This is a genomic window from Chryseobacterium amylolyticum (assembly GCF_051011775.1).
Lineage (GTDB): Bacteria > Bacteroidota > Bacteroidia > Flavobacteriales > Weeksellaceae > Chryseobacterium.
The window spans coordinates 197616-220710 of record NZ_JBPCHX010000004.1; the positions used below are offsets into that span (position 1 = coordinate 197616).

At 38.2% G+C, this 23095-nt stretch carries 20 protein-coding genes; 5 read left to right on the forward strand and 15 right to left on the reverse strand.

All coding sequences use genetic code 11. From position 1 onward, the window contains the following. Positions 1 to 113 precede the first annotated feature (113 nt). The 9 genes from ACR1PO_RS12855 to ACR1PO_RS12895 form a co-directional block, all read right to left on the reverse strand. Positions 114 to 776, reverse strand: a complete 663-nt coding sequence (locus ACR1PO_RS12855) for a copper homeostasis protein CutC (protein ID WP_433987008.1) — start codon at positions 774 to 776, stop codon at positions 114 to 116. An 18-nt stretch (positions 777 to 794) separates the two neighbouring features. Beyond that, positions 795 to 1349 (reverse strand): hypothetical protein, encoded by a 555-nt coding sequence (locus ACR1PO_RS12860; RefSeq protein ID WP_433987009.1) that lies wholly within the window; start codon positions 1347 to 1349, stop codon positions 795 to 797. A gap of 84 nt (positions 1350 to 1433) precedes the next feature. Beyond that, entirely contained in the window at positions 1434 to 2426 is a 993-nt protein-coding gene (locus tag ACR1PO_RS12865) for an isoaspartyl peptidase/L-asparaginase family protein (RefSeq protein WP_433987010.1), read from the reverse strand. A gap of 145 nt (positions 2427 to 2571) precedes the next feature. Continuing rightward, positions 2572 to 3072 carry a DUF6691 family protein gene (locus ACR1PO_RS12870; RefSeq protein ID WP_433987011.1) on the reverse strand — a complete coding sequence of 167 codons (501 nt, stop codon included), beginning with the start codon at positions 3070 to 3072 and terminating at the stop codon, positions 2572 to 2574. A gap of 28 nt (positions 3073 to 3100) precedes the next feature. Next, positions 3101 to 3664: a YeeE/YedE family protein gene (locus ACR1PO_RS12875; protein WP_433987012.1), complete on the reverse strand. Its 564-nt coding sequence runs from the start codon at positions 3662 to 3664 to the stop codon at positions 3101 to 3103. Between the two features lie 10 nt (positions 3665 to 3674). Further along, positions 3675 to 5096, reverse strand: coding sequence for an MBL fold metallo-hydrolase (locus ACR1PO_RS12880; RefSeq protein WP_433987013.1), 1422 nt, complete (start codon positions 5094 to 5096; stop codon positions 3675 to 3677). 84 nt (positions 5097 to 5180) lie between these two features. After that, complete coding sequence (locus ACR1PO_RS12885; protein ID WP_433987014.1) at positions 5181 to 5963, reverse strand: sulfite exporter TauE/SafE family protein; 783 nt, start codon at positions 5961 to 5963, stop codon at positions 5181 to 5183. Between the two features lie 225 nt (positions 5964 to 6188). Then, positions 6189 to 6830 (reverse strand): Crp/Fnr family transcriptional regulator, encoded by a 642-nt coding sequence (locus ACR1PO_RS12890; RefSeq protein WP_332389169.1) that lies wholly within the window; start codon positions 6828 to 6830, stop codon positions 6189 to 6191. Between the two features lie 8 nt (positions 6831 to 6838). Next, the gene (locus ACR1PO_RS12895; protein ID WP_433987015.1) at positions 6839 to 9100 is read right to left on the reverse strand and encodes a glycoside hydrolase family 20 protein; all 2262 of its coding nucleotides are present in this window, start codon (positions 9098 to 9100) and stop codon (positions 6839 to 6841) included. 226 nt (positions 9101 to 9326) lie between these two features. Between ACR1PO_RS12895 and ACR1PO_RS12900 the strand changes: the two genes are divergently transcribed. Continuing rightward, positions 9327 to 10139 carry a DUF4197 domain-containing protein gene (locus tag ACR1PO_RS12900; RefSeq protein ID WP_433987016.1) on the forward strand — a complete coding sequence of 271 codons (813 nt, stop codon included), beginning with the start codon at positions 9327 to 9329 and terminating at the stop codon, positions 10137 to 10139. Positions 10140 to 10521: 382 nt separating this feature from the next. On the opposite strand, the gene ACR1PO_RS12905 is transcribed toward ACR1PO_RS12900, so the two are convergent. After that, positions 10522 to 11175, reverse strand: a complete 654-nt coding sequence (locus ACR1PO_RS12905) for a CoA transferase subunit B (RefSeq protein WP_002980639.1) — start codon at positions 11173 to 11175, stop codon at positions 10522 to 10524. Between the two features lie 122 nt (positions 11176 to 11297). Here ACR1PO_RS12905 and ACR1PO_RS12910 point away from each other — a divergent pair, with 122 nt between their 5' ends. Then, positions 11298 to 13100 carry an ABC transporter ATP-binding protein gene (locus tag ACR1PO_RS12910; RefSeq protein ID WP_433987017.1) on the forward strand — a complete coding sequence of 601 codons (1803 nt, stop codon included), beginning with the start codon at positions 11298 to 11300 and terminating at the stop codon, positions 13098 to 13100. 48 nt (positions 13101 to 13148) lie between these two features. On the opposite strand, the gene ACR1PO_RS12915 is transcribed toward ACR1PO_RS12910, so the two are convergent. Further along, positions 13149 to 13850 carry a CoA transferase subunit A gene (locus tag ACR1PO_RS12915; protein WP_002980643.1) on the reverse strand — a complete coding sequence of 234 codons (702 nt, stop codon included), beginning with the start codon at positions 13848 to 13850 and terminating at the stop codon, positions 13149 to 13151. 376 nt (positions 13851 to 14226) lie between these two features. On the opposite strand from ACR1PO_RS12915, the gene ACR1PO_RS12920 reads away from it, so the two are divergent. Next, positions 14227 to 15753: a toxin-antitoxin system YwqK family antitoxin gene (locus ACR1PO_RS12920; protein ID WP_433987018.1), complete on the forward strand. Its 1527-nt coding sequence runs from the start codon at positions 14227 to 14229 to the stop codon at positions 15751 to 15753. A 317-nt stretch (positions 15754 to 16070) separates the two neighbouring features. Here ACR1PO_RS12920 and ACR1PO_RS12925 read toward each other — a convergent pair whose 3' ends face one another. Beyond that, positions 16071 to 18809 carry a fibronectin type III domain-containing protein gene (locus ACR1PO_RS12925; protein WP_433987019.1) on the reverse strand — a complete coding sequence of 913 codons (2739 nt, stop codon included), beginning with the start codon at positions 18807 to 18809 and terminating at the stop codon, positions 16071 to 16073. A 293-nt stretch (positions 18810 to 19102) separates the two neighbouring features. On the opposite strand from ACR1PO_RS12925, the gene rplS reads away from it, so the two are divergent. After that, positions 19103 to 19459 (forward strand): 50S ribosomal protein L19, encoded by a 357-nt coding sequence (rplS, locus tag ACR1PO_RS12930; RefSeq protein WP_002980648.1) that lies wholly within the window; start codon positions 19103 to 19105, stop codon positions 19457 to 19459. A gap of 71 nt (positions 19460 to 19530) precedes the next feature. Here the strand turns inward: rplS and ACR1PO_RS12935 are convergent, their stop codons facing one another. Next, a complete protein-coding gene (locus ACR1PO_RS12935) occupies positions 19531 to 19998 on the reverse strand; it encodes an SRPBCC family protein (protein ID WP_433987020.1) in 468 nt (155 codons plus the stop codon). 101 nt (positions 19999 to 20099) lie between these two features. Further along, the gene (locus ACR1PO_RS12940; protein WP_433987021.1) at positions 20100 to 20882 is read right to left on the reverse strand and encodes an AraC family transcriptional regulator; all 783 of its coding nucleotides are present in this window, start codon (positions 20880 to 20882) and stop codon (positions 20100 to 20102) included. Between the two features lie 76 nt (positions 20883 to 20958). On the opposite strand from ACR1PO_RS12940, the gene ACR1PO_RS12945 reads away from it, so the two are divergent. Continuing rightward, positions 20959 to 22095 carry a multidrug effflux MFS transporter gene (locus ACR1PO_RS12945; protein ID WP_433987022.1) on the forward strand — a complete coding sequence of 379 codons (1137 nt, stop codon included), beginning with the start codon at positions 20959 to 20961 and terminating at the stop codon, positions 22093 to 22095. Between the two features lie 6 nt (positions 22096 to 22101). Here the strand turns inward: ACR1PO_RS12945 and ACR1PO_RS12950 are convergent, their stop codons facing one another. Beyond that, positions 22102 to 23094 (reverse strand): alpha/beta fold hydrolase, encoded by a 993-nt coding sequence (locus ACR1PO_RS12950; protein ID WP_433987023.1) that lies wholly within the window; start codon positions 23092 to 23094, stop codon positions 22102 to 22104. Between the last annotated feature and the right edge of the window lies 1 nt (position 23095).

The following is a 23095-nucleotide window of genomic DNA, read 5'->3' on the forward strand; positions in this document are numbered from 1 at the left end:
AATTTTTTTTGTATCGTTATCATACCAGTGATTTGTCATTCCGAGGGACAAAGGAATCTCTATTTTATCGGTTTAGATTCCCGCTATGCCTGGAATGACAACCAGAGTGCATATCATTTATTCTTCAACGCAACCACTTCATCCGCATTCGCAAATGCCCCACCATCAGTAATGGCTGAAGAATGGAAGTAACCGGCATTGGTCACAGCTCTTATTTCTGCAATATTAGATGAACGCAGACCTCCTCCTGCGAGTATTTCTATTCTTCCGTTGGATAGTTCAACCAGCTTTTTCAGATTCTCTTTTCCTTCTGAGACATTGGGTTTCTGACCGGAAGTAAGGATGGTTTTAAAACCACATTGAATGACTTTCTCTAAAGACTCTTCCAAACCTTCGGCACGGTCAAAAGCACGATGAAAAGTACATGGAAGCGGTGAAGCCAATTCTACCAAAACTTTATTCTGTTCCATATTAACCTCATCATTTTCATCCAGGATACCGAATACAAAACCGTCTGCATGTAAAGACTTCAAATGAACCAGATCATTTTTCATCTGTTCAAACTCTGAGTCGGAATAAGTGAAATCTCCTCCTCTCGGACGGATCATCACAAAAATCGGGATATTCATTTTTTCACGAAGCTTTTTCATGGTTCCGAAATCCGGAGTAGTTCCGCCTTCGCTGAGACCGTCACATAATTCTATTCTGTCTGCCCCGTTTTCAAAAGCGATTATCGCTGATTCAGGATTAAAACACGCTATTTCTATTTTTGACATTACTGTATAGGTTTAATTTTATTTCGGTTCTCCCTGCCATACATCTGCAATCAGAAAGGAACCGTTTTCTTTTACTACTTTGATTACTGACGGATATTCTGCTTTAAATTTTTTGTCTGTCAGCACTACATTGAAGAGATATTCATCTTTTGAGGAGAGTTCTAAATCACAGCTTCTAACTTCAATTTTATCCCAGTCCTGTGCTGCAATCAGGAAGCCCGCTCCAACACCTGCTTTACTTATATCAAATCTGGTTTTCCATTTATCCTGAAATTCTTTTTCAGTAAGGCCTCCGTCTACATCCAGGTCAACATTCATCGCATCCGTTTTATAATCGAAGTAATCTTTGGTTGTGATCTTCCGCATATTCTTTTCTTCACTTCCGATATCAGCATTAAAGTAATCTGCAATACTCTTTTCCAGCCATTTCTTAGCATCTGCTGCCTCATTGGACTCCTTATTCAGAACTACTTTCTCTTCTGTCTGCTGCGGTTGGGCCTCTGTTTTGATCTCCTTCTTTTCTTCCTTGCACGCAATAATGAGAAATAAGGAAGCGATAATGGTTCTTTTCATTTTTTATTTTAAGTTTTGGCTAAAGCCAATAGATGTTTTATTGATTTTTAAAACGGGCTAAAGCCCATTCCTATTGAATTTTAATTATTTCAAAGCAAATTCAGGCTTTTCAAGGCGGTTTCCCTTCTGGTCATATACCGCAAAGTTGAATCCATCCTGGATACAGTACGATCCATATTCCCCTTGTTTATTGATCGCAATAAAACCTACCTGAATGTCTTTCAGATTTTTGTTTCTTCGCTGATTGATTTTTACAATTCTGTCTACGGCTTCTTTACAGGCTTCCTGCGGATTCCTGCCTTGTCTCATCAGCTCAACCACGAGATGGGTTCCTACAGTTCTTATCACTTCTTCCCCATGGCCGGTTGCTGTAGCGGCTCCTACTTCATTATCTACAAACAAACCTGCTCCGATAATCGGGGAGTCTCCTACTCTTCCATGCATTTTAAAAGCCATTCCGCTGGTTGTACAGGCTCCGGAAAGATTTCCTTGGGCATCCAAAGCAATCATTCCTATGGTATCGTGGTTTTCTATATTGGCAATCGGTTTATACTGGCTGGTCTTTAGCCATTCTTTCCATTCTTTTTCAGATTCCGGAGTAAGAAGATTTTCTTTTTTAAAACCCTGCGAAAGGGCAAACTGCAAAGCTCCGTCACCTACCAGCATCACGTGGGGTGTTTTTTCCATTACTGCTCTGGCCACTGAAATAGGATTTTTAACATGCTCAAGACATGCTACAGAGCCAATATTATAGTTTTCGTCCATGATACAGGCATCCAGCGTCACTCTTCCATCTCTGTCCGGACGTCCGCCATATCCCACACTTCTTTCTTTGGGGTCCAATTCTACGATACGAACTCCTTTTTCAACCGCATCCAGCGCTTTTCCTCCTTTTCCAAGGACTGTCCATGCTTCTTCATTGGCTTTCAGTCCGAAATTCCAGGTAGAAAGAACAATTGGTTTGTTTACTTTTGCTGTGTTATCAATAAAGTCTTTAGCAATTACATCCAAAGGGTTTACGGCCAGTACCAGGGAAGCTGCTGCGGTTTTTTTTATAAAGTTTCGTCTACTTTGCATATCAGGTTTATTAGGCCTACAAATTAGCAATTTTCCGGCTGGTAGAAAAGTAAAAAGACTGCAGAAAAATGATCCGCAGTCTTTTGTCAGTTTAGATCCATTTAATATAATTGGATGGATTGTTGAATACCATAAATTTCTTCTTTCAATGTGGTAATTTGTCTCTGAAATACCCATATACCCATGTTCCGGCAATAGCACTCAGTAAAGTAACGGATACTGCTAAAGCTCCCGTTCCGATCTGCGCGAACAGAGGTCCGGGGCAGGCTCCGGTAATGGCCCAGCCGAACCCAAAGATCAGCCCTCCATAGATCTGGCCTTTATTAAACTCTTTAGGGGCAATTCTGATGGGTTCCCCATATATTGTTTTTATATTGAACTTTTTGATCAACGTTACTGAAATGACTCCTACCAATACAGCACTTCCGATGATTCCGTACATATGAAAAGACTGCAGGCGGAACATTTCCTGTATCCTGAACCAGCTGATCACTTCTGCTTTCACGAAAATGATTCCAAAAATAATCCCTGCCGCAAGATACTTCAGGTTGTGATACCATGGACGGGTAAGAATGCTTTCGTTTACACAAACGGTATCCTGCTGATCTATGTTCTGTTCTTTTTCTTTTTCTTTTTCTTTTATCATGATATAAATTGCTCTTTTAAAATTAGACTTATAAAGAAAGAATTACAGGCAGGATAAGGTTAGCCATTAAAAATCCTCCGATCATAAAACATATTGTCGCCACCAAAGACGGCCACTGCAGGTTGGAAAGCCCCATAATGGCATGTCCGCTGGTGCATCCTCCTGCATATCTTGTTCCGAAACCTACCAAAAATCCTCCTGCAACCATAATTATAAATCCTCTCAGTGTCAACAGGCTTTCAAAATTTATAAGCTGTTCAGGAACCATACTGCTGTAATCTGTAATTCCGTAGCCAGCCAATTCTGTTTTCAGTTCGGGATTTACCGTTATTTCATTGGGGTTAACCAAAAAATGGGCAGCAATCATCCCTCCGAAGAAAATTCCCAATACAAAAAATAAATTCCAGGCTTCTTTTTCCCAGTCGTATTTGAAAAATTTCACATTGGCTGGAAGGCAGGCTGCGCAGATATGCCTTAATGAAGAGCTTATTCCAAAGGATTTATTGCCCATAATCAATAAAGCAGGTACAGTAAGGCCAATTAACGGACCGGCAATATACCACGGCCACGGTTCTTTTATCATTTCCAACATTTCTTCTTTTTTAATCTAATGTATTTAAAATTTTAGTCCGGCAGACAAAATCACTTTTAGGAATACCTGTAGAAGCAATCGCTTTAAAGCCTCCTTCAACTTCTGTAAAGTTTCTGTATCCTCTTGCCTGAAGAATGCTTGCTGCCATTGTACTTCTGTAGCCACTTCCACAATGCATGTAGAAATGTTCTGCCGGCTCGATCTCATGAATCCACTCATTGATATATGCCAGAGGCTTGCTGTAAGCTTCATGAATATGTTCTGCATTGTATTCACTTTCTTTTCTTATATCAATAATTTTTGCTTCTTTTTCTTTGATTTCTGCTTCAAACTGTTCTGCATAAATACGGTTGACAAAGTCAGTTTCCATTCCGCTTTTTTCCCATGCTTCAAAGCTTCCTTCCAAAAAACCCAGGATATTGTCGAATCCTACTCTGCTCAACCGGGTTACCGCTTCTTCTTCAGTTCCTTTTTCAGCTACCAGCAGTATAGGCTGGCTGACATCTGCAATTAAAGCTCCTACCCACGGGGCAAAATCACCATCCAGTCCTATATTGACAGACTGCGGGATAAAGCCTCTGGCAAAATCACGGTTGGTTCTTACATCTAAAATCAAAGCTCCTGAAGCTTCAGCAATTTCTTTAAATTGTTCCGGTACAAGAGCATGCAAGCCTTGCGAAAGAACTTTATCAAAACTGCTGTATCCTTTTTTGTTCATCATGACATTCATCCCGAAATAAGCGGGCGGAGGTAAAAGCCCGTCTGTCACTTCTTTAATAAAGCACTCCCGGTCTTTCTGATTTAAAGCATAATTGGTTCTTTTTTGGTTTCCCAATGTATCTGCCGTTTCTTTCTGCATGTTTTTACCACAGGCAGAACCTGCTCCATGCGCCGGATAGACAATAATCTCATTATGCAAAGGTAAAATCTTATGATAAAGACTATCATATAAAAGCCCTGCCAGTTCTTCCTGTGTCATATTTGCTCCTTTCTGTGCCAGGTCCGGGCGGCCAACATCCCCGAGGAATAAGGTATCACCACTGAAAAGTACTTTCTCAACGCCATTTTCATCAATCAGCAGATAGCATGAACTTTCGAGGGTGTGTCCCGGTGTATGCAGCACCTTAATTTTGATGTCTCCAATTTCAAATATCTGTCCATCCCCTGCGATGACAGCCTCAAAATCAGGATTGGCCGTGGGTCCATATACAATCGGGGCACCGGTTTTATAGCTTAAATCAAGATGTCCGCTGACGAAATCTGCATGAAAATGAGTTTCAAAAATATATTTCAATTCTACTTCATCTTCTTTCAGTCTGTTGATATAAGGCTGAGTTTCTCTTAAAGGGTCAATAATAGCGGCTTCTCCGGCTGAGGTGATGTAATAAGCTCCCTGTGCCAGGCATCCCGTATAAATCTGTTCTATGTTCATTGTATTTATTTTTTGATTTTGTTATCCGATACAAATTTCCCGTTTTCTTTTTTCCTTCACAGCTACTTTTGTTACACAAGAAGATTAAAAGAAGATTTCTTTGGTAATAATATAAATGCCCATCATCAGGATAAACCATCCGAATGCCGGTTTCAGTTTTTTACCGTCAATTTTTTTTGATAACTGAAAACCTATGATTATTCCCGCAACGGCGATGATTGTAACAGAAATCAATAGTTCCCAATCTATTCTCATATGATTAACCGAAGAAAAGAATCCAATTAAAGAATTCAGGGAGATAATGACCAGAGAAGTCCCTATCGCAATTTTCATAGGAATTTTCAACAGGTTTACCAATGCAGGAATGATCATAAAGCCTCCTCCGGCTCCCACCAATCCGGTTAAAATACCCACTAAGGAACCCTGCCCTGCTGCCAGCAAAGCATTATTCTTATCTGTCTTATGATCTGAAGTATTTTTTCTTATCATTTTATAAGAAGCCAGCATCATTAAACCGGCAAAAATCAGCAGTAAAAAAATATTTCTGGTAAGGGTAAAGTTCTGTATTCTGAATACGTCCTCAGGAATCAAGGGAAGAAGATACATTCTGGTCAGAAAAATAGAAACTATCGAAGGAACTCCAAAAACCATTGCGATCTTAAAATTGATCAATCCTTTTTTAAAGTATGACACCGAACCTACAAGGCTGCTTATTCCTACTACAAAAAGAGAATATTCTGTTGCCATAAAGGCATCGATGCCAAAAAGATAAACAAGTACAGGAACGGTGAGGATACTTCCTCCACCTCCTATTAAACCGAGAGAAATGCCTATAAAAACGGCTGCTGTATATCCTATAATTTCCATTTCACTATCCCATTAATTCTGATGCAAAAATGGAAAATCGGGATGAGGGCTACAGCTACTTTTGTTACATAAGGAAAGATTTAACACGAATGGACACTAATTTCCACAAGGGCACTAAGGGGGTATTGTGAGAATATTTTGACCACCCCGTCAAAAATTTTATGAATTTTTGCCACCCCTCCGGAGGAGGGGAATGGTGTACGTATCAGTAAATTGAGATAGGATTTATGAATTAAGGGACTTCAGAAGGGTGATTTTATTTCTGCCGAGCTTTAACCTTCCGTCTTCTTCCAGCTGCTTGAGAAGTCTGGATACCACTACCCTTGCGGTACCCAGCTCATTGGCCAGCTGCTCATGGGTGGTATTGATGGTTTCGGAACGGGTAAGCTCTGACTTTTTCTGCAAAAGATTCAGCAGCCTTTCGTCTACTTTTTTAAAGGCAATAGCATTAATGATATCCAGAAGCTCTTCAAATCTTTTATGGTAGAGCCTGAAGATATAATCCAGCCATTCGGGATGTTCTTTAATAAATAAAGATACCTTGTCTACAGGCAGAAAAAGAATTTCGGCATCTTCTTCAATTTCAGCTCTTACAATACTTTTTTCGTTGTGCATTCCGCCCAGGAAAGACATGATACAGCTCTCTCCTGCTTTGATGTAGTACAGTAAAATTTCACGCCCGTCTTCTTCTGTTCTGATGACTTTAAGCATTCCTTTCATCACAATAGGAATAGAACGGATGGAGGCATTTTCATCTAAAACAATATCTCCTTCATGATAATTTCTAGTTGTACCATACTGATACAGCTTTTCTACCAGTTCCGGAGATGATGAAAATTCGGAAGAAAGTACGGTATCGCCCTGCATTTTTTATTCTAATTTACACCAATTTCATCAACAAACAACCATGCTTTTGAATCTGCTCCCGGATTTCCTGCCGGGATAATTCCAGCATTTTCAATACTTACCTTCAGATATTTAGCATTCTGCGATCCTACATTTATTTTGATTTTGCCATGGGCCTCCTGAATTTCTGATGTCCCAATCTCTTTGATCAGTTTAAAATTCCTGTTATCATCAGAAACAAAAATCTTTGCAGATTTTGCAAGGTGAATCCAGCTGCCTTTATTTTCAAGGGTATTGAAATAGACTTCCGTAAAAGCTGTTTTCTGACCAAAATCTATGGTTGCCACTACATCTTTTCCCTGGAAACCAAGCCAGGTTTTACCCAATTGCTTTATATTTCCGATAATACCGTCTACTAAAGTAAAAGCCCCGCCAAAAGAATAGTTTTCACTCGGCTGTTGTTCTAAGGTTATATTCTTCCCTGTAGTTTTTGAAACAATAAATTCCTGTGCAGAAACCGCACTCTTTAACTGGCCATTTTCAAAATAAGCTGTTTTTATCGTTAAAGAATTAGGGATCTGAACTGCTTTCTGATACGTTTTAGAACTTATGGCAGGAACAGTTCCGTCTAAAGTATATCTGATGCCGTTTACGTTTTGTGAGGTTGACAGTTCGTAAGCAATTCCGTTATTGGAAGGAATTACTTTTCCGGTGATATTATAAATGCTTCTTGCATAGTTCACCTTCATTTCATCCAGCATTTTAAAATGGCTGATCACCCTGTTTTCAAATTCTTTATAATTTTCAGGATCCGATGTTCCCCATCCCACTTCAGAGAGTGCCATTAATCTTGGAAAGATCATGTACTGTACCTGTTTGAAATCCAAAATATATTCTGTCCAAAGGTTAGCCTGAACTCCCAAGATGTATTTGGCCTGCTCTGCATTTAGCTCGGAAGGGACAGGGTTATAAGAGTATACTTTGTCTAAAGGAGTAAAACCACCAAAAGCATTAGGCTCCGATTGAGGATCCCCCTGATAATGATCAAAATAACAGTATGCTCCCGGAGTCATTACAGCGAAATGTTTTGATTTTGCAGCTTCAATACCTCCGTTTACACCAGTCCAGCTCATTACCGCAGCATTCGGTGCCAGCCCTCCTTCTAAAATTTCGTCCCAACCGATGATTTTCCGGCCTTTACTGTTCACATATTTTTCAATACGATGAATAAAGTAGCTCTGTAAGCCATGTTCGTCTTTTAAATTATTTTTTTTGATCAATTCCTGACAGTGTGCACATTCTTTCCATCGTGTTTTCGGGCACTCATCACCACCGATGTGAATATATTGAGATGGGAAAAGCTTTATCACCTCATCCAGAACGTTTTCCAGAAAAGTAAATGTTTCATCTTTCGGGCAGAAAACATCATCAAAGACGCCCCATTTTGTGGCAGGTTCAAAAGGACCTTTTGTACATGCCAGTTCGGGATATGCAGACAGCGCTGCCAAAGCGTGTCCCGGCATTTCTATTTCCGGAATAACAGTAATATGCCTGTCCTGAGCATATTTTACCACCTCTTTTATCTGTTCCTGTGTATAAAAATAAGGGCCGTAAGGTGTACCGTCAAATGTATTGTCAACGTAAGCTCCGATCATAGACTCTTTACGTTTTGAGCCAATCTGTGTTAGCTTCGGATATTTTTTGATTTCAATTCTCCATCCCTGGTCATCCGTTAAATGCCAGTGGAAAGTATTCAGCTTATACATGGCCAGATAGTCAATATACTGCTTTACCTCATCTACTGTAAAAAAATGACGGCAGACATCCAGGTGCATTCCTCTCCATGCAAATTTTGGCTGGTCTTCAATTTTTAAAGCAGGAATTTTCTTAGTCTCCTTATATTGTTCGAAAATCTGAATCAGGGTTTGCAGCGCAAGGAAATATCCTTGTCTGGTGTAAGATTTTATACGAATCTGCTCCGGAGAAATTTCTATGGAATAAGATTCTTTTTTCTGTTCAGCACTGACTGATGTTGGCGGCATTACAGAATTGACCAGATGAATCCCATTCCCTTTCTGGATATTCTGAAATTTAAACTGAGGACTTAAACGTTTTTTAAAATATTCCGTCTCTTCTTTTGGCAGATTACTGCTTAATACAAGCGTTTCCGGGATTACAAATTCTCCCTGGAGAAACTCAAGTTTTTGAGGATAAGGAATTAAATTCAATTTATTTTGGGCAAAAATCACGTTTGAAAGCAATATAAAAAATACTAAAAAATTCCGTATCATTGGAGGTGGTTAAGGTTTGAGCTAAGATAATTATTTTTCAAAACTCCCGGAGTCTTTTTAAAAACAAAATTCAGATATCTTAATTATCCGGTTTATGAAGCATACAATTAAAGTTACTAAGTGACTTGTATAGAAATTGTTCTATTCTATTCTGTGTATGATGGTTTGTTTTTTGATCAACTTTGACGACTTAAAAAAATTAAAAGATTTAAATTTGTAAAAAAATATGATGAAAAAAAGCATTTTTGTGGCAGCCGGATTATTATTCTCAATGTCAGCACAGGCACAAATTTTAGATATTATAAAATCTACCGTTAAAAATAAAACAGGTGTAGACCTTAATGTTCCGGTAAAAAATAATGGTACGGCAGCGCCCACCAAGACTACCACTACCACCTCCGTTAATTCGTCGGCCAGTATTGGAAACCTTACTTCCACTCAGATTTCATCGGGATTGAAAGAAGCCTTAAGCATTGGGGTAACCGATGGGGTTAAAAAACTGGCGGTAACCGATGGTTTTTTCAAAAATGAAGCGGTAAAAATTTTAATGCCTGAAAAGTTAAGAAAGATTGATACAACCTTACGTTCCATCGGTATGGGCAGTCTTGCAGATGAAGGTGTTAAGCTATTAAACAGAGCTGCTGAAGATGCCGTAACAGAAGCGGCTCCTATTTTCACCAATGCGATTACTTCCATGACGATTACAGATGCAAAAAATATTCTGTTAGGCAGTAATAATGCAGCAACTAACTATCTTCAGGGAAAAACACAGACCCAGCTTTTCAATGCTTTTCAGCCTAAGGTAAAAGCCTCATTGGGAAAAGTAGGAGCTGATACGCTTTGGAAAAACCTGATTTCAAAATACAATACATTTACAGGGCAGTCTGTAACAACAGATCTTAACGAGTATGTTACTACAGAAACCATTAATGGAGTGTTCAAAATGGTAGCAGACAAAGAAAGCGGGATCAGAAATACGCCCGCTATGAGAACGACCAGTATTCTGCAAAAGGTTTTTGGAGCGCAGGATGGGAAATAAATGAGAAGTTAGATAGCAGAGGGTAGAAATTAGATGACAAACTAACCTTTACAATTTTAAATATAAAAAGCTGTTTCATGATGCAACAGCTTTTTATAATTTCTTTTGTCTTGAAATCGAAGATTCGACGGAGTCAAACAAAAGAAACAAAAGTTCAAGACCTGGATCTCTACGCTAAAAATAAATCCTGTTCTCTAAAAATTCTAAACTTGCGCGAAGTCTTTATTTCTTAATCGGTTCTAATTGTGTCTCGCGCTTCGGACAAAAGAATTTTCTTAACGTTCACAGCATTTATTTTTTTGACGCTCCGATCTCCTATGTCGTTTATAAAAAGATTCGGCCTCACAAAGTGAGGCCGAATCTTTTTTATTTTTTAAGCAAATTAGAACTGCATTTCCGGAATTTCTCCTTCAATAATCAGATCTGCTTCTGTCGCTTTGATAATATCTTCTACTGAGACACCCGGGGCTCTTTCCACCAGTTTGAATCCTGCCGGAGTTACATCCAGAACAGCTAACTCAGTAACCACTTTTTTCACACAGTTTACTCCTGTTAAAGGAAGTGTACATTTTTTAAGGATTTTACTTTCTCCTGCTTTATTCACGTGCATCATTGCAACAATAATATTTTCAGCAGAAGCTACAAGATCCATGGCGCCTCCCATTCCTTTCACCATTTTTCCGGGAATTTTCCAGTTGGCAATATCTCCGTTCTCTGAAACTTCCATAGCACCAAGGATGGTAAGGTCAACTTTCTGACCGCGGATCATCCCGAAACTGAATGCAGAATCAAAAAATGAACCTCCTTCTAAAATAGTAATAGTCTGCTTTCCGGCATTGATGATATCAGCATCTTCTTCTCCTTCGAAAGGGAAAGGCCCCATCCCCAGAACTCCGTTTTCACTCTGGAATTCTACGGAAATACCTTCCGGAACATAGTTGGCAACCAAAGTAGGAATCCCAATTCCCAGGTTTACATAATAACGATCTTTCAGTTCTTTTGAAATTCTTTTGGCAATTTGTTCTTTTGTAAGCATAATAAAAACTTAGACTGCAATTTAATTATTTTCACTTGAATACAAAAGGCCTTTGTTGTATTGAACAATTAACACTGTTAGTTAAAATAATATCTGTAATTTTGCTTCATTATTTTAACAGAATGAAAATACTTTTTAGATATCTTAAACCTTATCAGTGGCTGATTATCATTTCTTTGTTTTTGGCTACTGTCAATCAGGTTTTTTCTTTATTTGCCCCGGCTATTACAGGAAATATCCTGGATCAGCTGGTTACCCATCCTAACTTTTTTGATAAAGAAAAACTGCTTCCCAGAACCCTGAATGAGTATTTATACGGAAGCCCTGAATACCATGGTGCTTTTTATTTCCTGGGACTTCTGATCGGGACGGCTATGGTGAGCAGAATTGCCAAAGCTTTTCAGGATTATGTGGTAAGTGTAATTACACAAAAATTCGGAGCAAAAATATTTACAGATGGTTTAAAACATTCTATGGCGCTGCCTTATCAGGAGTTTGAAGATCAGAGAAGTGGAGAAACTCTTTCAATTTTAACGAAAGTAAGAGAAGATACCGTAAAATTCATTACGAATTTCATCAATATTTTCTTTGGAATTCTGGTCAGTATTATTTTCGTGTCCGTATATGCAATCCGTTTACATTGGTCTATTATGCCGGTGTATATCTGCGGGATTTTCTTTATTGCCATTGTTACGAATTTACTGAGCAAAAGAATAAAAGTAATCCAGAAAAATATTGTTACTGAAACCACAGCGCTGGCCGGAAGTACTACAGAAAGCTTGAGAAACATTGAGATTGTTAAAAGTTTAGGATTAACCAGCCAGGAAGTAATCCGTTTAAACAACAATACCTATAAAATCCTTGGCCTTGAACTGAGAAAGGTAAAAAGCATCCGTTCTTTGAGTTTTATCCAGGGAACAATGGTCAATTTTCTTCAGCAGATGATTACCCTTACCTTATTGTATCTGATTTTTAAAAATATTGTGACTCCGGGTCAGTATCTGTCTCTGATGTTTTATGGCTTTTTTATTTTCGGGCCTATGCAGGAAATAGGAAATATTATTATTTCTTACCGTGAAGCAGAAGCTTCTCTTCAGAATTTTGACCGTTTGATGAAAAAGGAAGTGGAAGAAAAACCGCTTCACCCAAAACAGATCGGTGCCATTGAAGAACTGGAGTTCAAACATGTTTCTTTCAAACATCAGTCTGCTCAGTATAAAGCTCTGAATAATATTTCCTTTGATGTCAAAAACGGAGAAACCATTGCTTTTGTAGGACCAAGCGGTTCCGGGAAAAGCACACTCGTCAAATTACTGGTTGGGCTATACAGACCTCAGGAAGGAAATATTTTTTATAATGGAATTAATGGAAAAGAATTTGATTTTGATGAGCTGAGAAATCAGATTGGCTTTGTTACTCAGGATACTCAGTTATTTGCAGGAACCATTAAAGAAAACCTTCTCTTTGTTAATCCTTCGGCTACTGATGAGGAGCTGGCAATTGCTTTACAGAAATCAAGCTGTACTGCATTGCTGGAAAGAGCAGAAAAGGGTATTGAAACCATTATCGGCGAAGGTGGTCTGAAGCTGAGTGGCGGTGAAAAGCAGAGAATTGCTATCGCAAGGGCCCTTTTGAGAAAACCTCACCTGCTGATCTTTGATGAAGCTACTTCTGCGCTTGACAGTATCACCGAAGAAGAAATCACCACTACGATAAAAGACATTTCAAAAGAGAAAGAACAGATTACTGTTCTTATTGCCCACCGTTTAAGTACGATTATGCATGCAGACAAAATCTATGTTCTTGAACGCGGACAGATTGTAGAAACGGGTTCTCATGCGAATCTCATTGACGAAAAAGGACTCTACTACGCCATGTGGAGGCAACAGATCGGAGAAAGAAAAACACTTACTCCCCAGGCATAAAAAAAGCGCTGAAATTGTTTTCAGCGCTTTTTATTTTATTATTTAAGCTTATTCTTTAGGTCTTACTGTTCTCTGTTCAATTCTTTTTTCAAATTTTTCTCCCTGGAAAATTCGCTGAACCATAATTCCCGGAATGTGAATTTCATTGGGATCTAATTGTCCCGGTTCTACCAGCTCTTCTACTTCAGCAATAGTAATCTTTGCAGCACCTGCCATCGGATGGTTGAAGTTTCTTGCAGAACCTTTGAAAATAAGGTTTCCGGCATGATCTCCTTTCCATGCTTTTACGATAGAAAAGTCTGCATCATAAGCGTGTTCTAAGATATGAGGTTTTCCTTTGAATTCTTTTACTTCTTTCCCTTCTGCTACTTCAGTTCCGTAGCCTGCAGGCGTGTAAAAAGCAGGAATTCCCGCCTGAGCAGCCCTGCATTTTTCAGCTAAAGTTCCCTGCGGCGTAAGTTCTACATCCAGCTCCCCGGAAAGCATCTGTCTTTCAAATTCAGCATTTTCTCCTACATAAGAAGAGATCATTTTCTTAATCTGCCTTTTGTGAAGCAGTAATCCTAATCCGAAATCATCTACTCCCGCATTGTTTGAAATACAGGTCAGATCTTTCACATCGCTTTCTACCAAAGCATTGATTGAGTTTTCAGGGATACCGCAAAGTCCGAATCCACCAAGCATCAGTGTCATTCCATCTTTAATTCCTTCGATGGCCTCCTTTGCATTTTTTACTCTTTTATCTATCATGAAATATTAGATTTTTCTGTTGGCTAAATTTAATAAATTTTCCTGTATATCTGATGAATAGAAAAGCCTTTGAAATTTCACACTGTTTTCCCAACTTATAAAGCCATAAAAATCAAACCCTTACCTATAAAAACGAACAGATCTGTTCGTTTTTTGTGGGATTTTTCATCTATATGATTTATCTTTGAGGCTTTAAATTCAGAAACACAGCTTATTTGTTGTTTTCAGAGATCATTTTTTAAACACAATTTTAATGTAGAAATTATTTTATGACAGGCTACTATTGCCTTTTCACTTCTTGTGATCTATCTATACATAGATCTTCTTATATCAATCATTACATTAATCATATACAATATTAAGCTTACATAAAAACATGAAAAAATTATTTACCTCAGCATTACTTGCACTGGTACTTAGCATCAATGTATGCGCACAGGAGAAAACTTATTTCGATGAAAACTGGGAAAAAACCACTCAGGATAAAATGGAATATTACCGTGAAACAACTTCAAAAGGAAAACTAACCTTTATCAAGGATTTCTATAAGGATGGGAAACTTCAGATGGAAGGTCTTGCTTCGGATCCTACCCCCAACAGTGAAGTCTTTGAGGGAAAAGTGACCTGGTATACCCCTGAAGGAAAAGTATCAAATTTTGCCACTTATTCCAAAGGTCAGCAGATAGGTCCTGCCCAGACATATGATGTTAAAGGCAGACTGACAGAAGATGTTGTATATAAAGCTGACGGGACTTTTTCAGGAAAAATGTTCAGCTATAAAGATGCTGAAGAAGGGGTTGACTTTAATATCCTGGTCGATTATGAAAACTCCATACCTGTCAAAACAACGGTTTATGATGATGACATTAAAGGCATCAGAAGTGAAACCATTACCGGTAAGGATTATAATACTGAAACGAAATATTACGGAGAAAAGGGTAAATATCTGGGAAGCGGCACCAGCGGTCCGGGCGAAAATATGGTGGTTGATTATTATTCCAACCCGATGAGGATTTCCAGAATAGAGAAATACAGTAAGGACGGCAGCGTAAAGGAAGGTGTATCCTATAGCAAAAGCGGAAAAGTTTTACAGGAGCAGAAAATGAATAAGAAAGACGGCTATAAAACCACTTATGATGAGTCAGGTAAAAAAATAGGACATCTTGTATATCAGTATGATAAGGAAAACGATATTTATAGTCCTATGAATGGTGAAGATTACCAGATTTCTTATTCACAGATTTCATCGATAGATATTTATGAAAAAGGCTCGATTGTGACCAGTAAGATTTTTGATGAAAACGGAAAATTATCCTATGAAAAGTTTTTAAAAGATGATATCACCCAGGAAATTAAATATTATGCTCCTGACGGAACATTGAAATCAACCTTAACCTATAAAGATGGTATTCCTTATAATGGTACAGCTTATGAGGGTTTTAATGAAACAGTTTATAAGAACGGTGTTATTTCGAATATCAAAAACTTTTTCGAAGATCATACACTGAATTATGAAAAAAAGCTGAATGCTAAGCAAACAAGCTATGAAACAACTGTGTATGACAGAAAAGGTACTGTTTTGTATACTTTTTCACAACCTGTCAGTGAAGACGGAGAAGATTATTCCTTCACCGCACAAGTTACACAATATGTAAAAGGGAAGCCTGCCAATAAGTCTTCTGTAAAAGCAGGTGTTATTCAATCCGGAAAAATCAGACTGAAAACATTGGATGGCGCCAAAGAACTTGAACGTAACGGAAAATGGGTTCTTTTAAGACTTTATAATACGGATGGAAAGCTTATTCAGGAAACGAAGACGCTGGCCGATGCTCAGGATGAAAATGCCTCTGCTGAAAACCAGACGCTGTTAAGTGAGGATGATCTGTACTATCAGTTTGACTAATTATCACAACTCTAATATCAAAGCGGTTTCAATTTTTGGAATCGCTTTTTTTATTTGGGCACAGATTTTCACAGATATTTCCGGTTAGATGTACCTTATTTTTAAGATTTTTAAAAACTTATGTGAACTTATTCTCTGTAAGAATATCTTCTTAATTAGCTTAGGTGTTCAAACCTTTTGTGACTCTTGTGGTTTGTTTTTGCCCGCAGATTACACAGATTTTCACAGATGATTATGGGAAATTGTACTTTTTATATCAATAAAAAGAGACTATCATTTCTGACAGTCTCTTCGCTATGATTGTGTTTTAGTTTACCTTACTGAATAATCAGTTTTAAAGTAAATAGTTTTCTTCCATGCACTTTTACAAAATAAACACCTGCAGGGAGATTTTCGTTCACCAGAGAAAAACGCTGGTTATTGATATTTTTTGATACGTAAAGCAGCTCTCCTGAAGCTGAAACCAATTCGATTTTCTCAATCGGGTAGTCACTTTTAATAAAAGTAGGCTGTCCCGGTTTGGTTGGATTTGGATACAAGACTACATTTTTCTCTGTGCTTCTGGTTTCTTCAGTTCCCAACGTTGGTGAAGCTACCTGGAACTGTACCCTGTTTGAAACTTCTGTATAGGAATCATTGGTAAACATCACCATGTAGTAATTCCCCGGAGTTGCAGGTACTGCTGTTCCCTGGATGGTTTTTGTTCCCTGAGTCACTCCGTCAAAATAAGTATACGAAACAAAATTATCGTCCGGTGTCTGAACACTTTGAGGATAGATTCCCAACCAGTCTTTAATGATTCCCGGAGAATCCGTCCAGGAAGCGGTAATATTTTCACCTAAAGTATAAACAGGTTTGTTGATCCAAAGATCTGTAACAATATCCCCTACTTTAAAGAATACCTTTTCCCCGATTCCGTTATATCCGTCTTCCAGTAAATACTGAGCATAATAATATCCTTTTGGAAGCCCTGTAAAATTAAGAGTTCCGGATGCTGTTGTTACATAACTCCATTTGATAGACGCTGTCGTTCCCGGAGTCTGTCCCATTTTATAAATTCCGATCCAGTCTTTCTGTAAGTTGGGACCGTTTGTAAAATTAATCGTAACAGTTCCTCCTACCGGATAAGTATCAGCGGTAGCCTGCAGCTGCACTTTCGGTCCTACATAGAAATTTTTCCTTGGGGTGATTTCCGTATATCCGTTGTTGGCAAAAAAACCTGCAAAATACTGGCCTTTATTAGGAAGACCATTATTGAAAGTTACGGTTCCTGCAGTCTGTCCATTCGTATAAATATATCCTTGTGAAGTGGTTGTTGCCGGAGTTTGTCCTTTCTTATAAATTCCTACCCAGTCCTGCTGATTTCCGGGGCCTCCTGTGAAAGTAGCTGTGATGGCTTCATTCTGAGCATATTCTGTTTTGTCTAAAGTAAAAGTCGGGTTTGACACCACACTCCCTGTAATTTCGAACTGCTTCACATCACTCCAGTCGCTCCATTCAAGGTTTCGGTCTCTGTAACGTGTTTTTACGTAATAAATTCCATTCGGAATAGAATTCGCTGCCAATGTTGCTTTAGTGATGTCTACTCCATCATTCAGGTTTTTGGTTTTATCCGGAGTTCCGTTTCCATCTTTTCCGAACCAGTTTTCAAAATCACGGTAAAATTCTTTTTCAATTACAGAAAAATTCGAAGCTTTACTGATCAGGAACTGAGTTGTATTCAACAGTTCTCCGCTGGAAGAAGAAAATGCACTTCCATTCAAGGTTAAAGGTAAAGTAATCGGACCTGAAAAATTGTTTGTAATAGTTGGTTTCGCCGGCTTAGGCTGATTTTTATACCTGTGGAAAGAATCTACCAGCACATTGTTTTTCTTATTGTACACCCCACCGATAGAATAGCATTCAACATCAACCTTTCCGGTTGGAACATCTACTTCCACAATCTGGTACGTCCAGTCTGTAAGGGTTTTCTGAACATCATCAAAATCCTGCTCATTAGACATTCCCCAGTACTGATCCCAGGCTGTTCCTCCGGAAATAATCTGATAATTCGGGGTATTTTTAAGCTGGCCTCTGTGGTATAAATGATGGTGAGCTCCAACGTGCATCAGATATTTATTGGAAGTTACCAGAAGCGGTACCGCATTTTCTCTCACCCATGTGGAGATATCTCCTACATACTGCTCAGCCTGATAAGGTCTGTGGCTTAAAGAAATAATCCAGTCTACAGTCGGATCATCATTAGCTGCCGTTAAGACCTGCTGAAGCCAGGTCTGCTGTGCTGATCCTGTATGCTCGGAACTTAAACTTACAAATAAAACATTCCCGGCCTGCTGGGCATAGTAGTTCTCATTACCGGAACTGATATTCTTATATTTGATTTCGTCAATATAAAAGTGGGCATAATAAGAATTCATTCCTAAAGTACCGTAGGTTTCATGATTTCCTACCGTTGTCTGAATAGGCAGATACGGAGATAGCTTGATATTCTTTTTAAAGTGAACATTCTCATAGTGATCCAGTGTTCCCACATCCACCTGATCTCCCACCATAAAGGTAAGGGCAATATTATCTGAAGGATCTGAAGCAGCCCCGAATTTTTCCTTTAATTTTTTATAAGCATTCAATGTAAGCGTATCATATCTTGGTTCTGCTTTGATCTGGTTGTCACCCATGATAAGGAAACGGATCTTCCCATTGGCCGTTGCAGCCTGTCCCGGCAGGGGAAGTGTTCTGAAATTATAAACAGCAGACTCACTGGTTCCTGTTTTTATCTTATAATAATACTTTGTATTAGGCTGCAGATTGGTAATCTTTGCCGTGTGATAATAGTAGTTGTTGTTGTATCCCGTATCTGAAAAAATATTGGTGGTTCCGGTTACCGTCACGTTCAGATTGGATGGAGAATCTCCATAGATTACTGTTGTTTCATTATTGGAAGAAGTTTTCCAATTGACGATCATAGAATTCGGAGTGGGATTTTGTAAATAAGGAAACAAAACCTGCCCGAAAGCCATCTGGACCGCGAAACAAAAAAAGAAGAAATAATGTTTCATAATCGTTTTCGTTTTAAAATAACATATAGAATTTCGAATTGTAAATCAGCCATTTAAAAATCCCTGTTCAGATTTTCATTTCGGGCAAAAGTAGAGTTCATATATAAACTCTGGCTGATGGTATTTTAAAGAAACCGTTAAATTTTGAACAAAATCAGGAAGAAAAAATTATAGTTTTTAGCACATAAATTATTTGGCATATTTGAAAACTATTTTGTACATTTGCAACCTGTTATTCAACCTCTGACGAAAAACGTGTAAGTTGCTTAGCTTTAACATTTTATTTATTAATAATGGATTTATTAAAGTACGTACAAGACAAGTACATCGCGAAAAAAGAATTCCCTGAATTCAAAGCAGGTGATACAATTACTGTGTATTACGAAATTAAAGAAGGACAAAAGACAAGAACTCAGTTCTTCAAAGGAACAGTTATCCAATTGAGAGGTACTGGTTCTACAAAAACTTTCACGATCAGAAAAATGAGTGGTGATGTAGGTGTAGAAAGAGTATTCCCTATCAACATGCCTGCACTTCAGAAGATTGAAGTTGACAGAAGAGGTAGAGTTAGAAGAGCTAGAATTTACTACTTCAGAGACCTTAGAGGTAAAAAAGCAAGAATCAAAGACGCTGCTTACAAGAAGAAATAATTCAGACAACAATAAATGCAAAAAGAGGCTGTTTACTTATAAACAGTCTCTTTTTTTGTTGAAGTATTCCCTTATTTTTTATATGGAGTTCCGCTCCCTGTTTCCAGAAACTTTTTTAAACTCCCAAGGAATTGCTGCCACCCGCCGGAACAGATTTCATAGCATTCAATATCCGGATTCAGGCCGATATGGGTAAGCTTTACCTGGGTGATATTATTATTCTGTTCAATTTCCCAGACAATTGTTGTTCCTATCCATTCCGTCTGATTTTTTAATTCAGGAAGCGCAATCAGTGAATCTTCTACCAACCAGACAATTTCTGCATTGTCCGTTAATTTTTTTATCTGCATTGTTTTGTGAATCTGATCTCCGAATCTTATGGTAAAGACGCTGCCCACCTGTGAAGATGATCCTTCAAACATTTCAGTCCACCAGAGAGGAATTTCGTGGGTCAGAGCATGAAATACTTTATCTGCTGTAGTATTGACCTCCATTATATGGGTGTAATTCTCAACGCTATTTGTATTGATTGTTTTCATAAAATTATTGTATTAGGTACTACAATTTTATGTAAATTATTCTGAATCAGACTTTTCATAAGACAAGAAATATACAGAACATTAAAGATGCAAAACATCAATTACTCATTCTTCATAAGATACTGCAAAGGCGTTGTTCCTGTATATTTTTTGAAAAAATCTATAAAAGCACTGTCTGATGAGAAGTCTAAAATATGTGACACCTCTCCTATTGAGTTGCTTTCTGCCAAAAGTTCAATCGATCGCTGAAGCCGCCATTGCTGTCTCCAATCCTGATAAGACAGTCCGGTTTCTTTTTTAAAAATGCGGCTGATAGTTTTTTCTACAGCTCCGGTTTTTTTTGCAAGGTCTTTCAGCATTGGCGGTACAGACTGCCGTAACGTCCATTCTTCAGCAACTTTTGCAAAACGTTTATCCTTCGGCATTTTAAGTTCCAGTTTTTCTTCCGGAGCTTTACTCATTTCATCCCAGAATACTTTTAAAAGGTTAGCCTGATCATTACCAAGATCCGACCATTCCCAAAAACAAATCCTTTCAATAATCTCCTTTAACAAAGAGTTTACATGAAGAACCTTCAGATCAGGCTTCATATATTTCCTGGAGTAGCTTACGTCAAAATAGATTGACCTGTAGGCTACAATATTCCTGAAATTCACCCGGTGAACTTCATGGGCAGGAATCCAAAGCATCCTGAACGGAGGAAGTATCAATTGCCTGTCAGAGGTAGTCACTGTCATACAGCCAGCCGGTGCATACAGCAACTGGGCTTTTGTTGTATGAAAATGAAATCCGGAATCATGCATTACCATATCAGAAGCTATGCCGACTACGTGTTCATGAATTGAGTCTGCATTAAAGTCTTCATTCTGTTTCAGTACAGCCATGTCCTATTTTTGATATTTTTTGTTTTTATATCATTATAAATATACATTGATTTTTTGGAAACTTTGCAGGAAAAAAATGAAAAAGACAAATCCAATCTGGCTCCTGACTCTACTTGTTATGCTTCCACAGTTTGCAGAAACTATTTACAGTCCCGTTTTGCCGATGGTACAAAACCATTTTGGAATCAATGAAGAATCAGCTACTCTGACCATCAGCTTATATTTTATAGCATTTGCATTGGGAGTTGCATTTTGGGGAGTTCAATGCGACAGGATCGGAAGAAAAAAATCCTTGGAATACGGTCTTATCACCTATGGGGCAGGCACCCTGGCAGCTATTTTCGCTCCTGATTTTATCACTCTTCTGGGCGCCAGAATCATTTCCGCATTCGGAATTGCTGTGGGTTCTATTGCAACCCAGACCATTTTAAGGGATACTTTTGACAAAGACAATATCAGCAAAGTATTTTCCTGGATCGGAATCGGTTTGTCTATCAGTCCGGTAATAGGAATGGTTACCGGTTCAATACTGGCTTTCTTCGGCGGACATCAGGGCATATTTATTACATTGTGTATTTTGGGTATACTTTTTTTACTACTTTCCAGGCAGAAGATTTCTGAAACTCATCGCTCAAAGAAATCCATCAATATAAAGACTTTAATCAATTTACTGAAACGGATGCTTCGTGATCAGAGCATCATTAAATGCTGTTTACTGATCATGAGTTTTAATGTCCTGCTGTTTTCATATTATTCACTGGCTCCGTTTATATTTAAAGAAAATCATTATTCTTCTTATACTTTCGGATACAGCAGCATCATTCTGGCTGGAGGCACATTCGCCGGAGCAAAGCTCAACCGGTTTCTGCTGCTGAAAAATATACAACCTGACTATTTAGTGAAAGTGAGTACATTTTCAGCATTCATTGCTTCGGTATTTGTATGGATTCTTATCAATACAGGAATCTGTTTTTTAATCCCTTACTTTCTTATTGTGATGGCATTCAGCATTGCCATTCCGAATATTCTGAGTACCGCACTAATTAATTACAAAAATGAAACAGGAACTGCAGGAGCTTTATTAGGGTTGATTTATTATATATTGATAGGTTCAGGACTGATAAGTATTGGGTTTATACAAAATCTGGGAATTTCATGTGTCTTGTTTTCAGGAATTGGAGTTTGTACTTTATTATTTTTTAAGAACAAATAAATTAATCTATTGTATAAAATTATACAGTGCTTCAAAAAATTTCGGATATATTTCTATATGAGGAAGATGCCCAACATTATCGATTTCCACAAGCTTTGAACCTGCAATTTCACGTTGGGTTTTCTTTCCCAGTTCCTGATACTGTCCCATTTTAGGTTGTAGTTCTTTAGGGGCTCTGTCCTTTCCTATCGCGGTTCTGTCTCTCGTACCAATAATAAGCAATGTAGGAACTTTGATATTTTTAAACTCGTAGCATACCGGCTGGTTGTAGATCATATCCGAAGTAAGCGCTGCATCCCAGGCCACCTGAGGATAATCTTTATGAAGAGTCCATCCTGCAATTAAGTCAAGCCAGGGTTGGTATTCTTCTTTCCATTTGTTATCATAATAGAATTTCAGCTGATAATTTTTATAGGTTTCCGCTGTATTTTTAAGCTCAGACTGGTAGGCCTGATCAATGGTCTGGTAGGCTGCGAAAGCTTTATAATCTTCGAGTCCTATCGGATTTTCGAGAATCAGTTTCTGCACTTTATCGGGATACAGTAACGTAAATCTGGTTGCCACCATTCCTCCCATTGAATGCCCAAGCACTATTGTTTTATCAATTTTTAATTCATCCAGAACCGCTTTGGTATTTTCTGCCAGCTGTGAAAAGGAAAACTGGTAAGCATGAGGTTTTGAAGACTTTCCAAATCCTATCTGATCCGGAATGATTACCCGGAATCCCCTATCAGAAAGGTCTTTCGCAGTTCTTTCCCAATATGCTCCGTTAAAATTTTTCCCATGAAGAAGCATGATTACTTTTCCATTTGGTCTTTGTGGCTTTACATCCATATAAGCCATTTTCAGATCTTCTCCCTGGGACTTTAAATTAAGAAAATGTACTTCATAGGGATATTGATAATCAGATAACATTGCATCCAAAGGTCTTACCTGTGAAAACATAAAACCGGACACCGTTACTGTGAAAACGGCTATTATATTTCTGAAATATTTCATG

Bases quoted from the DNA above. Each gene is read 5' to 3' on its own strand.
- ACR1PO_RS12875 (WP_433987012.1), bottom strand. From the start codon at position 3,664: ATGTTGGAAATGATAAAAGAACCGTGGCCGTGGTATATTGCCGGTCCG.
- ACR1PO_RS12935 (WP_433987020.1), bottom strand. From the start codon at position 19,998: ATGAAAACAATCAATACAAATAGCGTTGAGAATTACACCCATATAATG.
- ACR1PO_RS12860 (WP_433987009.1), bottom strand. From the start codon at position 1,349: ATGAAAAGAACCATTATCGCTTCCTTATTTCTCATTATTGCGTGCAAG.
- ACR1PO_RS12925 (WP_433987019.1), bottom strand. From the start codon at position 18,809: ATGAAACATTATTTCTTCTTTTTTTGTTTCGCGGTCCAGATGGCTTTC.
- ACR1PO_RS12855 (WP_433987008.1), bottom strand. From the start codon at position 776: ATGTCAAAAATAGAAATAGCGTGTTTTAATCCTGAATCAGCGATAATC.
- ACR1PO_RS12880 (WP_433987013.1), bottom strand. From the start codon at position 5,096: ATGAACATAGAACAGATTTATACGGGATGCCTGGCACAGGGAGCTTAT.
- ACR1PO_RS12920 (WP_433987018.1), top strand. From the start codon at position 14,227: ATGAAAAAATTATTTACCTCAGCATTACTTGCACTGGTACTTAGCATC.
- ACR1PO_RS12870 (WP_433987011.1), bottom strand. From the start codon at position 3,072: ATGATAAAAGAAAAAGAAAAAGAAAAAGAACAGAACATAGATCAGCAG.
- ACR1PO_RS12940 (WP_433987021.1), bottom strand. From the start codon at position 20,882: ATGGCTGTACTGAAACAGAATGAAGACTTTAATGCAGACTCAATTCAT.
- ACR1PO_RS12950 (WP_433987023.1), bottom strand. From the start codon at position 23,094: ATGAAATATTTCAGAAATATAATAGCCGTTTTCACAGTAACGGTGTCC.
- ACR1PO_RS12910 (WP_433987017.1), top strand. From the start codon at position 11,298: ATGAAAATACTTTTTAGATATCTTAAACCTTATCAGTGGCTGATTATC.
- ACR1PO_RS12895 (WP_433987015.1), bottom strand. From the start codon at position 9,100: ATGATACGGAATTTTTTAGTATTTTTTATATTGCTTTCAAACGTGATT.
- rplS (WP_002980648.1), top strand. From the start codon at position 19,103: ATGGATTTATTAAAGTACGTACAAGACAAGTACATCGCGAAAAAAGAA.
- ACR1PO_RS12945 (WP_433987022.1), top strand. From the start codon at position 20,959: ATGAAAAAGACAAATCCAATCTGGCTCCTGACTCTACTTGTTATGCTT.
- ACR1PO_RS12865 (WP_433987010.1), bottom strand. From the start codon at position 2,426: ATGCAAAGTAGACGAAACTTTATAAAAAAAACCGCAGCAGCTTCCCTG.
- ACR1PO_RS12890 (WP_332389169.1), bottom strand. From the start codon at position 6,830: ATGCAGGGCGATACCGTACTTTCTTCCGAATTTTCATCATCTCCGGAA.
- ACR1PO_RS12915 (WP_002980643.1), bottom strand. From the start codon at position 13,850: ATGATAGATAAAAGAGTAAAAAATGCAAAGGAGGCCATCGAAGGAATT.
- ACR1PO_RS12905 (WP_002980639.1), bottom strand. From the start codon at position 11,175: ATGCTTACAAAAGAACAAATTGCCAAAAGAATTTCAAAAGAACTGAAA.
- ACR1PO_RS12900 (WP_433987016.1), top strand. From the start codon at position 9,327: ATGATGAAAAAAAGCATTTTTGTGGCAGCCGGATTATTATTCTCAATG.
- ACR1PO_RS12885 (WP_433987014.1), bottom strand. From the start codon at position 5,963: ATGGAAATTATAGGATATACAGCAGCCGTTTTTATAGGCATTTCTCTC.